The organism is Mucilaginibacter sp. P1_A3, assembly GCF_056406855.1.
Genome location: NZ_JBFTZJ010000026.1, coordinates 1 through 13,859, shown reverse-complemented (window position 1 = coordinate 13,859; position 13,859 = coordinate 1). Strand labels below are relative to the sequence as shown.

Sequence of the window (13,859 nt, the reverse complement as noted above, 5' to 3'; positions counted from 1 at the left end):
CTGGTTTAGGGAATACGATAACGCAACCAGAACCATCAACAACGCTACCAGCAGCAGTACCTGGGCATTTGTCAAACTGATCAGCAACACCGTCACCGTCTGAATCTTTTTTCAGGTCGTTAACCGCAGTTTCTACGTTGGTAACACGGCCTTTTAAAGCTTCAACTTCCTGGCGTAAAGCTGCATCGTACAATTCATCATACATTTGAGCAACTGGGTTTACCCACTCTAAGTTTTGTTTTGATTTAGGACCAAAAGTATACTCTAAACCACCGTAAGTATAAGAGTAGTGGCTAAAAGTAGGATAAGTGTGAGCACCAGAGAAGTTATAACCCTGTACAAAGCTAACAGTGTAACCTAAGTTTAAAGCTAACGCATCAGATAATCTGAATTTAACACCTGCACCTACAGGAGCAAATAATTCTTTCACGTTTTTATCACCGAATGGTAAGGCTACCGGACTTCCGCCAACAGGAGTGTTTTCTTTAATTTTATACATATCTAAACCTAAACCGGCAGATGTATAAAAGTTAACACTGTTTTTGCGGTGTAAAAAGCTAACACTTGCAATGTTGAATACACCACTGATAGCTCCTGAATTGAAAGAAGTTTTATACTCGGTGATACCAAATTTCTGTGTTCCTTCTTTGTCGATACCGTGAACTTTACCACCTAAGTAGTCTAATTGTAAGCTAAAGGTGTGCGATAGTTGTTGCCTTAAGGTAACACCATAACCCAAATCAACTTTGAACTTGTTTGTAGTGTTAATAGTAAATGGAACAAGTCCGTCTGTAATACCAACGTTAACGCCGATACTAAAGGTGTTGTACTGACCAATACCGCCAAATACCTTGGCAGTAGATGTTTCAGTCGAAGTTGTAGTTGCAGTTGTTGTAGTAGTTGTTGTTTTGGTGGTATCGGTTTGAGCATTAGCTATCCCTACAACCATCAAAGAAGCAAATGACAATGCGACTGTTTTCTTTAATGTAGAATATTTCATAGTTTATCGATTAATTGTCTTAGGGTAACAACCCTAATTGTTAAAATAATTAAGCTTATAACCTATTAATAAGAGAAAAGTTTTCGGTTGGAGAAAAAAAAGATTTTTTAATTATTAAAAAAAGAAACAAGGGTTGATTTTGAGGCTTTTAACGATAAAATTTACCTGGTATTATGTGCCCGTTTAGTGGGCAATCCGCGGGATTTGCATGGCTACTAACTAAATAAATTATACAAAGAAGGCCGGAAGCTATTAATTACAGCGGGTGATGGTAAAACTAAACTGAACAACTTTCCGCCTCAAACCGGGCAGGTTTCGGTAATAGGTAAAGACCTGGGAACTAAAAAGGTTATTCATCTTATTAATTTTACCAACGCGGCAAGCTTTGATTGGCGCGACCGTAACGGAACACAAGGGGCGCCAAGCCCGGTAGCCAATGGCCGTTTCAATTTTACAGTAACAAAAGGCATTAAAAGTATCTGGGTAGCATCGCCTGATATTGATGGCGGCGTATCCTGGGCGGTAACTTTTACACAATCCGGAAATTCGGCTACATTTACATTGCCCTTACTTAAATATTGGGATATGATCGTGGTAGAGTACCAGTAAGTACTACTGAAATTGCCCGGGACACCTAACCGGAGGTCCCGGGCATAAAAATCAAAACATTTGCACTTCTGGCTTTGTTTCAGTAAGAGTTAATGTATTGATTATCAGTAGTTATATTGTTCCATTCTGTGATTGTAAAAATATTTAATGTATTGATTGTCAATATGTAATGTGTTCATCCCATTCAGGGTGTATCACCGTTCCGTATGGAACACTTAGCACATGTTGTTTAAACCAATAGTATAAACGTTAAATACCTTTTAATGAAATATTCAATTCCTGTAATTTTTAGTTTACTGCTCACAGCTGGCTACGTGAACGCGCAAAGCAGTAAACCCATTTACACATCAAAAGCATATACCGTATACGCCGATAGGGTGGTACAAGGTAAATACACTGCGAAGGCTATTTCAGCTACAGAGTTGCAGTCCGACTATCAAAGCCCGGCCAACCTGTACAAAAGCCCTGTTGTCGATTTCAAGTTTAGCATTAATGGTAAAGACAATGAATTGCCATCGGGTAACGATCATCATTTCAGCTGTATTGCCCAGGCTAATGAAACGCCGCTCATTAAGTTTGGTGAAAGCTATGCCGATCATAAGGCCGTCCCGCAAGGCAGCTACCTGAAGCCCTCCACCAGTTTCAGGATCAAGGTTGATATGCGTGCCGTACTTGATGCCTTTAAAAGCAAGGGGTATTACACCTGCTTTAATGGCGATAAGATATACAAGGCTGATTTTAAAGGAGTATATGTGGCCGGCAACACGGCGCCCATGATATGGGATTTCAATAATATCCATAACCGCCCTGAACTGGAACTGAAGGACCCAGATGGTGACGGTATCTATGAAACCACCCTGGTGCTGAACAAACCCCAGGATGCAAACAGCACAGCCTCGTCATGGAAAATGACTAAAGATGTGAGTGCGTTTCCGCAATATCATTCGGGATACCGAATCACTGACGCGCTGTATAACCTTGCTTTGGAGGAAATGCAGAACGCTGTTGAACCCGATAGTACCTTCCGCACTGGTAAGGAGTGGGGAGGGGTTTGGACAAGAGACATTAGTTACAGTATTATCCTCTCGATGGCTGTGTTGCAACCCCGGGTTGCAGTTTACAGCCTGATGAAGAAGGTGAAAAATGGCAGGATAATCCAGGATACCGGAACGGGAGGCGCTTATCCTGTATCATCAGACAGGATGATCTGGGCAGTAGCTGCCTGGGAGGTTTACAAAGTAACCGGCGATAAGGATTGGCTGGAAAAAGCTTACAGGATCATCAAAAAATCGGCTGCCGATGATGCGCTGAATGTGTACGATAAGGAAACAGGTATGGTGCGCGGCGAATCTTCATTTCTTGACTGGCGCGAAGAGACTTACCCCAAATGGATGCAGCCAGCCGATATCTATGAGTCGGAATGCCTGGGCACTACGGTGGTACATTACCAAGTGAACAAGGTGTTAGCCTCAATGGCCGGTTTGCTGAATGATAAAGCTGCGGCTAAAAGCTATACCCAACAAGCGGCGGGCATTAAAAAAGGTTTGAACAACCTGTGGTTGCCTTCCAAAGGATGCTATGGCCAATACCTGTATGGGCGCAATTATAAAACGGTGTCACCCACATCTGAAGCATTGGGCGAGGCCCTGGCTGTGCTATTTGACGCGGCCGACGCCGGTAAACAGCAAATGGTGGTGAACAATACTCCTGTAAATGAGTTTGGTATTCCATGTATTTACCCACAGATCCCTAATATCTTGCCTTATCATAACAACGCTGTGTGGCCCTTTGTAGAAACTTACTGGGCAATGGCATCGGCCAAAGCGGGTAATGAAGAATCGGTTTTGAGGGCTATAAGCGCGATATACCGCCCGGCGGCGTTGTGGCTTACCAACAAAGAAAACTTTGTGGCCAGCAATGGCGACTTTGCCGGTACCCAAATAAATAGCAGTAATATGCTCTGGAGCTTATCGGGCAATATTGCATTGGTTTATAAAGTACTGTTTGGGATTCATTACAATGAGAACAGTTTGCAGCTAAAACCATTTGTACCCCGGGCACTGGCCGGTACACGCTCATTGGATCATTTTAAATACCGGGGGGCAACGTTGAATATTACGATGGAGGGATATGGCAACCAAATTAAAAGCATGACTCTTGATGGTAAAGCTGTAACCGGTGCAGTTATTCCAGCTGATCTGACCGGAAAGCATAGCGTCAAAATAGTATTAGCCAATAATGTACTAACAGGTAAAAGCAATCTTAGTCCGGGTTACACCGCACCTGAAACCCCGGTTGCGGTTTATGCGAAAGGCAAGCTTATCTGGCCAAAAACAGCAGGGGCCGCAAGCTATCGTATCATTAAAAATGGGCAGCCTGTCGCCAATACTAAAACTGCTGGATATGTGGTAAATGCCAATGAGTATGCCGAGTACCAGGTTATTGCTGTTGATGCAAAGGGTGTGGGTTCATTTGCAAGTGAACCTGTACAGGTTGTTCCTGCCGGTTCAGTTCAAACTATCGAGGCTGAGGGCTCGGTTGACCAGTCGCCACTGGCTTACCAGGGTTTTACTGGTAAAGGTTTTGTGGAGATCAGCAAAACGGTAAACACTAAATTAAATGTGGCGGTTAAGGTTGATCAAGATGGCATCTATGCCATTGATTTTAGGTATGCCAATGGTAACGGACCCATCAATACAGAAAATAAATGCGCCATACGCACATTGGATGTGGATAAGCATTTTGCTGGTACCGTAGTATTACCACAAAGAGGAAAAGAGGAGTGGAGCAACTGGGGATATAGCAACGTGGTTAAAGTAAAGCTTGGCAAAGGCATGCACCAGATCTCATTACAATTGAAGGATGCCAACGAAAATATGAATGGTGATGTTAACCAGGCAATGATTGATCATGTTCGTCTGATAAGACTTAGCGATCATTGATACATATTGATTGGAAATTGATATTTACTGATTGCCGTAAATTGAATATATAAACTTCATTTGTAACCAGAATCAGCGTGAGATTGAGCTGATATTAATATATAATTGTCCCGGGATGAGATCCGGGACAATTTTTTTATCTATAGGATATGATACCATTATATATAGGCCATCAAAGTTTTGCTTTACTATATATTGATGCTGTCGCCTATTTTAGGTAAATGCAATTTCAAACCCGATTGTTCGAATTTCTGGATTGCATCAGATTTATCAATTTTGATAAAACCGAAGGTATCATAATGCGCACCCATCACCTGGTTTACGTTTACAAACTGGGCGGCTTCAATGGCATCGTTTACGCCCATTGTTAACATATCACCTATAGGGAATACAGCAAAGTCAAGACTGGCCCATTTGGGAATTAAGGTCATATCTAAAGTAAGGGCGGTATCGCCGCTGTAATAAAAATTACCATCATTGGTTTTAAAAACAAATCCACTCGCCACTCCTGCATAACTGCCATCCTGAAAACTACTGGAGTGTTGCGCGATAGCAGCTTTAACCATTCCAAAATCAAATGAAGCCTGACCGCCCGGGTTTATAGGAAGCACATTTGTTAAACCTTGCTTAGTAAAATAATTATATAATTCAAAACTGCCAACAACTTGCGCACCCGTACGTTTTGCGATAGCTTCAGCATCAAGTATATGATCGAAATGACCATGGGATACAAAAATATAATCGGCTTCAATCTCATTAATATCGATGTTTTTGGCCAACTCGTTTCCCGTGATATAGGGATCAAACAAAATATTTTTACCACCTGCAACTACTGAGAAACATGAATGGCCGTAATAGGTAATTTTCATTTCTTTGGTTTTATTGTAAATGTATTAATTAGCGATGTGGGATATTAACAGGTAATTATGCGCAGTAAACAACTGTTAATTAGATTGTTTAATGTGTTTGTATTCTATTAGATATTAAAAAGACGGCGTGCATATTGCGCGCCGTCAAACTGTCTTTATCTAAATTAACGCAGGGTTTTAAATGCTGCACGAAGTTCTTCAGCAAATATTTGTGGTTGCTCCCATTGGGCAAAGTGGCCACCATTGTTTGCCTCGTGGAAATAGATCAGATGAGGGTAGGCTTTTTCTGCCCAGGTTTTTGGAGCCTGGTAGATTTCACCTGGAAATACACTTATAGCAACAGGGATTGTTATTTCATGTGTCCGTTGCTCAACAACGTTGAAGTTATTGGTGCCATTTTCCCAGTAAAGCTGTGCTGACGAAGCCGCGGTATTGGTTAACCAGTAAAGCGTGATATCGTCAAGGATCTCGTCTTTTGTAAGTACTTTCTGGGCATCGCCTCCGCTATAAGTCCAGTCGTTAAACTTGTCTAAGAAGAAAGAAGCAAGGCCAACAGGCGAATCTGTTAAACTATAACCTATTGTTTGCGGGCGGGTTACCATGATGCCGGCATAGCCACCACCTTTGGTATATAAATAATTCATTGATTTATAAGCGGCTTTTTCTTTAGCTGAAAGTCCGGCTGGTTCAGGACCGCCGCTTTGAAGCGCTTTCGCTATATCAGCAGGTACGGTTGCCGGCATGTTTACGTGGATACCTAATAAACCTGCAGGTTTTTGACGGCCCATTGCATCAGCTACAACTGAACCCCAGTCGCCACCTTGCGATACATAATGAGTATATCCAAGGCGTTTCATTAACACATCCCATGCTTTGCCTATGCGGTCAGGACCCCAGCCGGTAGTTTTAGGTTTTTCAGAAAAGCCATAGCCGGGCATAGAAGGTATTACTACGTCAAATGCATCTGATGCTTTGCCGCCGTAAGCTTCCGGATCAGTAAGCGGGCCAATAATTTTCAGGAGTTCAAATATAGAACCAGGCCAGCCATGTGTCAGGATAATGGGTAGGGCTTTTGGATTTTTAGAGCGTACATGTATAAAATGTATATCAAGTCCATCTATATGGGTTATAAACTGTGGCAGGGCATTCAGCTTTGCTTCTGCTTTACGCCAGTCATAATCTGTACCCCAGTATTTTACCAGGTTTTGGATCTGTTCCAGTTTTACACCCTGGGTACGATCAGTTACAGTTTCCTTATCGGGCCACCTTGTTGCCAACACGCGCTGGCGAAGATCAGTTAGTGCCGCGTCAGGAATGTTAACGTGAAAAGGGCGTATCTGGGTAGAATCATTGCTGGCAGGAGCAGTCTGGGAAAAGCCTGTAGTGGCTAATAGTACAAGTACTCCGGTAATGCCGGTAATAATTGTACTGGCAAAGGTGCGTTTGTTCTTTTTCATTGCTTTAAATTTTTAGTGTTTTGAATTGTTGCCTCAAAAGTATCCTCAGATCAGGCTATATCCTACCTCCAAATAGTTTAACTGGACTAAGTTGGCCTTGAAGTAGTCATTTTTAAACCCGAAAACTTTTCAATTTAAATAGAGTTCCATATTATACCTGTTAGCTATAGCTGTTGTATACGGATTGATTAAGAGCGACTGGGATGTTGTATACACAAACATCTTCTGATGATGGAACGCCGCTTTTCAGAAAATTTATCTTTTCTGTTAATTTATATTGGCTGATGATCGTATTGCAGCTTTCGTAAAAGCTGTTTAACCATTTAGTTTAAAGAAATCTCCGCACCTTAGGGTTGGTATTCAAGAACGTAGTTACCAGGAGATTATAAGAACAAAAATATCAATAAGCCATTAAAAATCATCATATTAAATGAATTTATGCAGATAGTGATATAATATCCTAAACAGCCTGGAAATATAGATGCGCCGTGATACTTCAGTAAATTTTTTAAGAAACAATTTGGGATAGGTCCTGACATATTTCGCAAGGAGATCAATTCCAATTTGGGTATCATGGGATTGCTACTAATTGATACTTTTGTGCCTGTTTTTATTTAAAACAGGTTTCCTTGTTATGAACAAAAGAATAAATATCAATAACCTTCAGCCCGGAGCGTTTGCGGCAATGGATGGTTTGGAAGACTACGTTAATCAAAGCGGTCTTGATCCTATCCTGATCGAATTGATCAGGAATAGGGTATCACAGATCAACGGTTGTACCTATTGTATGGATATGCACACGAAAGAGTCAATTAAACTGGGCGACACAGAACAGCGTATCAACGGACTAACATCCTGGCGCGAAGCCATGGATTACTCAGAAAGAGAACGCGCCTCGCTTGCACTTGCTGAAGAAATTACCAATATATCTCAGGGGGTTGCGGATGATACTTATAGTAATGCCGCCAAAGTGTTTGATGATGTTTCATTGGCACAGGTCATTATGGTTATTGTTACCATTAACGCCTGGAACAGGATTGTAAGAACTACCTATTAGTAGAGTACAGAACAAAACCCGGACTCTACTAATTAGTACTTTTAAATTACAGGAAAAGAAATCGTAGTTTCGATTGATAGCTCAAGCGACTGTCACCGAGGCTTACAATTCCAATATCGGGGCATCTTTTGTTTTTTCGAGAATGGCAGGTGGTAAAAATGGCCTGCCGCCGGTGGCTGGGACACAGGTGCCGGTGAATGTAGCTTTGGTCATCACCTTGCCGTTTAAAATAATTGACTGCTTAAAATGCAGCTTTGGCAGCCCGGCCTTATCGGCATATAAAGTACAGGTAACGGTAAAGTTATCGCCCTTTTTTAATGATCTTAAAAAGCTGATGCTGTAGTTAGATAAAACCATAAACACCCCATTTTTTGCTTCAGTTTCAAAATCGAAGCCAAGTACCTCCCTGATATAATCATGCCTGCAATACTCCATATAAAATGGGTAGTATAGGCCATCCATAATTTCCTGCACATCTATGTGCTCTTCCTTTGCAATATAATTTTTTGAATATTCCATTTGTGTTTATTTAAAATGTAAGGGCGATATTTTGGGTTATTACTTTCATGGCAAAGCACAGTGCCATATACCTATATATAACACTGTGCTTTTTGTTTATAAAGCAAAGTTATTTATTACTCCCGTTTTTAATATCCATTATACAGAGTTGTTACTTACCCAAAGAAATAATAAAGTCATTGACTGTTGACGGCAGATATTTTTTGTCGCCGTAAGCAACGTAACCGAGTTTGCCTGCCTCGTCAATCACCTTTGGAAATTTTAGTGTTACATATCGCCGATAAAATGATTCATTTTCAAGATTTGCAACATTGACGCTAAATGTATTTTTGAATTTCGATAGTGGAACAGGTGCTACAGTAATATCCTTTACCGGATAAAGGCTTGACTTTGCAGGCTCAAATGAAGCTTTACCTGGCCCCACATTACCAACGCGAAAGGAATTGAGGCGAAAGCCAGATCGTATGCTGGCTTTTAAAGACACGGCCTCTTCCGTGCAATTTAGTGTTTGGGGGGCGTAAGACCATTTCACTGACGTTCCAACCTGCGCATAGGCCCGGATACAGAAAAACAACGCTATTGCTATTAAAAATTGTTTTTTCATGGTGATTGTTAATTTAAAATTTCCAACCCAATTGCAGGAATGCCTGCAGTTGACTGTTCATTTATTACGTTTAAAATGGATAGGAAATAAATACAGGTAATTTTCAATCTGATAAAGACATGTTATCTTCATCTGTTAAGTATCCGGTGTTTTTCTTTTTTGGTATAACGCTTATCAGCTCACAATCCTGGGGATTGCTTTCAAAAGGAGCGCTTGTAACAAATGACATGGATAGCAATGAAATTAAACCGATAATCAACCTGTTCTGTCCATATTTGCTGATTTTATTCATGATTCTGTTTGCGGTTAATAACTATTCCTTATTTTTCAACGGTTGGATTATTAGCCAGATCAGCTTTGGCAACTCCTGAAATTTCACCGTTGCTTTGGTCTTGTATCAGCGCAAGCACTTCCCAGTTTTGATTGTTGAACCCTTTTGGCAACGCTATTGTGGCATTTCCATTCCCGCTGGCGTTTAAAGGTTCATTTTGTAGTTTACGCACAATCTGCACGTGCGATAGCGTGTGCCCAGCGTTTTCGCCACGCTCCACCTTGCTTTGTGCATTTTTTTGTACTACCGCAATCAATAGGCTGCTGCCCTGTTTCACTTTGCTTGCCTGGTATTGTATTTTAAGTTTTTCACCATCCGCCTGAGCCTGGAGCGTTAGTGTTGCACTTGGTTTGGTATTCAACTCGCCAGAAATTGCATTGCGAAGTGCCGATTCATCCGATCCTACAAACTCGGCTTTCCCGTTTACAATAACCTGGGGCGTATAAATTTGTACTCCGCCCAGCCAGCGTCCGTATTGTATCTGTCGGTTTGAAAAATCGGCGCTACTGAAAATATCCTTCCAGCCCAACCTGTTCCAGTAATCAACATGGTATGCCAGCAAGTAGATGTCTTTCCCATGGGCTTCCTCCTGTATTTTTGCCATTAACTCATCGGCAGGTGGGCAACTTGAACAGCCCTCTGATGTAAATAATTCTAATACTGCAAAACCTTTTCCATCGGCTTTTAAAGTATCTTTTTTAGCAGTTGATTTATTCTTGCCAATAAAGGCCGAAAAGGATAATGCGGTTATCATAAAGCAAATTATTAGTCCTAAAATTTTAATTGATTTCATGTTTTTCTTATTTGTTATACAAAACTATTTCAAAACCAGGCGGTCAGTTAGTTAAAATTAGCCCAGTCGGGCATAGTTTTAGCTGAGTTAGACTTTTTTCACGCTGATCTGGTCATACATAATTGTCAGGTCGCACAGCCAATGAAAACTATCCATTATATGGTAATGGCCTGTCTATCGCTTTGAATGTTCATGTATTATGGGAAGTTTAATTTTAAAGGACTCCTCGTTAATTTCAATATCAATTTTCAGGTTTAACAGATGGTTATAACGCTGGTTAATGTTTTCGAGCCCCGTTTTAGTAGAAATCTCCGGAGTCATTTTAAGCTGTAACTGATTTTCGACTATTATTTTTTCATTTTCAGTATACAGTTTAATGTTAAGAGGGCGATCAAGGGATACGACATTGTGCTTGATGCAATTTTCAATTAACAATTGTAGCGTAAATGGAGGAATCAGGGATGTGGCGTATTGGGGTTCAATGACATTTACAAGATTTATACCGTCCTCAAACCGTGTTTTCAATAAAAACATATACGTGTTCAATATTTCAATCTCGTCAGATATTTGAATAAGGTCGTGCTTACGGCTTTGCAAAGTAAATCTGTAAAAATCAGATAGTTTTAAAATGAACTCCACCGTATGCTCATCACCGGTTTCTACCATTGCTTTCAGGGTGTTCATATTGTTAAACAAGAAATGCGGGTTTACCTGCTGTTTAAGCAGTTCGTACTGTGCGCCCAGGGCGTCCGCTTTGGTGCGCTCCTGCTCTATGCCTACCTGTTGATTTTGGTAACCTTGATACAACAGATGAAGAAGTGTGTAAAACGCCAGGTTAATGAGTATGCCCCTTACTTCAACCATTAGCACCTCTGATCTGAAATTTATACTTGAAAACATTAAATACTGACCGTAAGCAAGCATAAACATAACCACTAAGCCAACCAAAAGGCTAAACATGAGTGGCAGTATCGGTAATCTTTTGATTTTATGGTGCGGGTTATAACGCCGAAGTGTGTATATGTGGTAATACCATACAAATAATGCAAACAAAAAGGTAGCGCCTGAATTCACCAACGCCTCCGCAATGCTAAAGTGCTGTGCGGCGATTTTAGGTAAAGAGGCTAATGCGCCCATGAAAAGAGAACTTAGCCAGATAATTGCCGGAGATATTTTATAGGCGTTTTTTTTATTTGAATTGTTCATGATGATTGTGGAAATACAGGGTTTTTAAATCAATGATCTGATTAATTTTATCCTGATGGTTAGTGATATTTTGGGCGATAAATAAACCTATGTTTCCTACCCTTGGCCGCTTTGATAATTTCATAACTTTGATGATCGTTTTATACTAAGCTATGTTAAACAGATGCGAAGGGGTAGTAATTACAAGTTCAACCAGACAATTGAATTGCCTGAATAGACATTTCCAATCCTGAAGTGCCATGAACTGATCGGCATTATTAAATCAATTCGCTACTTAACTATATTTGATCTTTTAATTGATATGAGAAAAAAACCATTTAAGATTTCAAATAAAATAATATGGCTGAGTTCTTTTTTCCTGGGTGTGCTTACTTCAGTTCCCAAAATTGCTGAACGTCACTTCAATCTTTACGAGGCACTTGTTGATTCAACCGTAACATGTTTATTTGCTGTTGTTACATGGTATTATAATATAATTACCCTTCCAGCCTACACTTCGCGGGATGTTGCCAACGGATTTTCAATTATACGGCTGCTTAAGGGCGTATTTTTTGGAATAGGAGTAATGTTTATTTTAGCCTGCATCCAGCAATTTTTGCTTTCGCACTTAAATTTTGGCCCGGTAATGCTGATGTTCGAAGTAAGAGGAATCCTGGTCAATATCATGTTTTACATGTTTTTGAATATGTTATATCAGAGTTACCAGAACCAGCAGGTGGGTATAGAGCTGGAGCGTACCAAATCAGACAATCTGGGCGCACAGTATGAATTACTTAAACAACAGGTAAATCCACACTTCCTGTTTAATAGTTTAAATACCCTGAAATACATGGTGGAGAGCAGTGATGAGCATACGGAGGAGTTTATTTTAAAGCTTGCAGATTTCTACAGGTTCACCCTCGAAAGTCGAAAAATGGATCTGATCAGGCTTTCTGATGAACTCGAGATACTTGATGCCTATTTGTTTTTGTTAAAGGCGCGTTTTGAGGATGGTATTGATCTTTCCATTACTATTGATAAGGATTTCTATCAATCTTTAGTGCCTCCTTTTACCCTGCAGCTCCTCATTGAAAATTGTATTAAGCACAATATTGTATCGTTGGATCGTCCCCTGCACATCCGCTTATATTCAGAAAAGGATTTCATTGTTGTTGAAAATCAGCTTCAGCTTAAAAAAACGCCCGAAGTTTCTACGGGAATGGGGCTCGAAAACATCAATCAGCGCTATCTGCATCTTTTAAATAAAAAAATAGAGATCCACGCCAGTGAAACTTTATTCACCATAAAACTTCCAATCATTTATGAAAATAATCATTATTGAAGACGAGCTTAAAGCAGCAAAGTCCCTGGCAAACCTGATTACTAAAATGAGGCCTGATGCCAAAATTACGGCGCATTTCCAAAGTATTGAAAGTTCGGTTAATTACCTCTCTCAAAATGAGGAGCCAGATCTGATCTTTATGGATATTCAGCTTTCTGATGGCTTATGTTTTGAGATATTCAAGGCGGTTAAAATTCATTGCCCGATAGTATTTTGCACCGCGTATGGTGAATATGCAATGGATGCGATCAAGGCCAACGGCATTGATTATTTACTGAAACCTTTTTCTAAAGATGAATTACAGGTAGCTTTTGAAAAGGTTGAAAACTTTAAAAACTTTTTTCAGCAAAATACTCAGCCCGATTTGGATGGATTATTAAAGAAGATTGGGATGGATGAGGGTAAAAAGAGCTTTTTAGTTTTCACACACAATAAGTATATTACTATACAAACAGATCAAATAGCCTTTTTCTATATCAGGAATGATTCTTCCACCATCATGACGTTTCATGAGGAGGAGTATTCAATTGTTCAATCACTTGATCAGGTGCAGGCCCTGCTATCTTCCAAACAATTTTTCAGGCTTAACAGGCAATACCTTATTAATTTTAAAGCTATTAAGGAAGTGGAACATTATTTTGACAGGAAGTTATTCGTTAAACTCGTTATTCCCAGCCCCGATAAGTTATTGATAGGAAAAGAAAAGACAAGTGTTTTTTTAAGCTGGCTTGAAAGCAGGTAGTTTAAAGAACAAAGTTAGCGGGATTGTTCGCTGCTGAAATTTGTGATTTGAATGGGAGGGAAGTGTAACTCCAGCCAGCTGCTGAATACAGTAATAAAAGTGGTTGTTTTGCCGGATTAAATTTTATTTTTTTTTAATTTGGAAATTACAAATACAATCCTACCTTTGCAGCCCGCAAACGAGGAAGCGGGGATTGTTCTTAGAAAGGTTAAGAAGAGGGTTTTTGAAGCAGGAAGAGGGAAAGCGAGAAGAAGATAGCTTCAAAAAAAGATCAGATAAATTTTCGGAAAGTCAAAAAGTTTGCTACTTTTGCACCCCGCCGCTGAGAGAGAAAAGAGAGAAGGAAAAGGGGATTGAAAACTGAAAAAGCGCTTGAAAAAATAAAAGCGAAAAAGGTTTTGGAAAAGCG

At 40.2% G+C, this 13,859-nt stretch carries 13 protein-coding genes; 5 read left to right on the top strand and 8 right to left on the bottom strand.

Annotated features, from left to right (window positions below):
• Positions 1–1,000, bottom strand: a 1,000-nt coding sequence (locus tag AC1D0K_RS30530) for an OmpA family protein (protein ID WP_477463150.1), incomplete at its 3' end; no start/stop codon positions are given.
• A 255-nt stretch (positions 1,001–1,255) separates the two neighbouring features.
• Between AC1D0K_RS30530 and AC1D0K_RS30525 the strand changes: the two genes are divergently transcribed.
• Together AC1D0K_RS30525 and AC1D0K_RS30520 are read left to right on the top strand one after the other, a co-directional pair.
• On the top strand, positions 1,256–1,609 hold the full coding sequence (locus tag AC1D0K_RS30525) for a glycoside hydrolase family 66 protein (RefSeq protein WP_477397232.1): 354 nt from the start codon (positions 1,256–1,258) through the stop codon (positions 1,607–1,609).
• 263 nt (positions 1,610–1,872) lie between these two features.
• The gene (locus AC1D0K_RS30520) at positions 1,873–4,551 is read left to right on the top strand and encodes an alpha-L-rhamnosidase-related protein (RefSeq protein ID WP_477397230.1); all 2,679 of its coding nucleotides are present in this window, start codon (positions 1,873–1,875) and stop codon (positions 4,549–4,551) included.
• Between the two features lie 188 nt (positions 4,552–4,739).
• On the opposite strand, the gene AC1D0K_RS30515 is transcribed toward AC1D0K_RS30520, so the two are convergent.
• Both AC1D0K_RS30515 and AC1D0K_RS30510 read right to left on the bottom strand, forming a co-directional pair.
• The gene (locus AC1D0K_RS30515; RefSeq protein ID WP_477443100.1) at positions 4,740–5,420 is read right to left on the bottom strand and encodes a metal-dependent hydrolase; all 681 of its coding nucleotides are present in this window, start codon (positions 5,418–5,420) and stop codon (positions 4,740–4,742) included.
• Between the two features lie 164 nt (positions 5,421–5,584).
• Positions 5,585–6,877, bottom strand: coding sequence for an epoxide hydrolase family protein (locus tag AC1D0K_RS30510; RefSeq protein WP_477397226.1), 1,293 nt, complete (start codon positions 6,875–6,877; stop codon positions 5,585–5,587).
• A 634-nt stretch (positions 6,878–7,511) separates the two neighbouring features.
• Here AC1D0K_RS30510 and AC1D0K_RS30505 point away from each other — a divergent pair.
• Positions 7,512–7,934 carry a carboxymuconolactone decarboxylase family protein gene (locus tag AC1D0K_RS30505; RefSeq protein WP_477397224.1) on the top strand — a complete coding sequence of 141 codons (423 nt, stop codon included), beginning with the start codon at positions 7,512–7,514 and terminating at the stop codon, positions 7,932–7,934.
• Between the two features lie 102 nt (positions 7,935–8,036).
• Here the strand turns inward: AC1D0K_RS30505 and AC1D0K_RS30500 are convergent, their stop codons facing one another.
• The 5 genes from AC1D0K_RS30500 to AC1D0K_RS30480 form a co-directional block, all read right to left on the bottom strand.
• Entirely contained in the window at positions 8,037–8,453 is a 417-nt protein-coding gene (locus tag AC1D0K_RS30500; RefSeq protein ID WP_477397222.1) for an acyl-CoA thioesterase, read from the bottom strand.
• A 151-nt stretch (positions 8,454–8,604) separates the two neighbouring features.
• Positions 8,605–9,057: a hypothetical protein gene (locus tag AC1D0K_RS30495; protein WP_477397220.1), complete on the bottom strand. Its 453-nt coding sequence runs from the start codon at positions 9,055–9,057 to the stop codon at positions 8,605–8,607.
• 103 nt (positions 9,058–9,160) lie between these two features.
• On the bottom strand, positions 9,161–9,349 hold the full coding sequence (locus AC1D0K_RS30490) for a hypothetical protein (RefSeq protein ID WP_477397218.1): 189 nt from the start codon (positions 9,347–9,349) through the stop codon (positions 9,161–9,163).
• Between the two features lie 28 nt (positions 9,350–9,377).
• Positions 9,378–10,181 carry a DUF1223 domain-containing protein gene (locus tag AC1D0K_RS30485; protein WP_477397216.1) on the bottom strand — a complete coding sequence of 268 codons (804 nt, stop codon included), beginning with the start codon at positions 10,179–10,181 and terminating at the stop codon, positions 9,378–9,380.
• A 174-nt stretch (positions 10,182–10,355) separates the two neighbouring features.
• Complete coding sequence (locus AC1D0K_RS30480) at positions 10,356–11,387, bottom strand: sensor histidine kinase (protein ID WP_477397214.1); 1,032 nt, start codon at positions 11,385–11,387, stop codon at positions 10,356–10,358.
• Between the two features lie 301 nt (positions 11,388–11,688).
• On the opposite strand from AC1D0K_RS30480, the gene AC1D0K_RS30475 reads away from it, so the two are divergent.
• Both AC1D0K_RS30475 and AC1D0K_RS30470 read left to right on the top strand, forming a co-directional pair.
• Positions 11,689–12,708: a sensor histidine kinase gene (locus AC1D0K_RS30475; RefSeq protein ID WP_295715850.1), complete on the top strand. Its 1,020-nt coding sequence runs from the start codon at positions 11,689–11,691 to the stop codon at positions 12,706–12,708.
• Entirely contained in the window at positions 12,689–13,450 is a 762-nt protein-coding gene (locus AC1D0K_RS30470) for a LytR/AlgR family response regulator transcription factor (protein WP_477397212.1), read from the top strand. The genes AC1D0K_RS30475 and AC1D0K_RS30470 overlap by 20 nt, the downstream gene beginning before the upstream one ends.
• Positions 13,451–13,859: the final 409 nt, after the last annotated feature.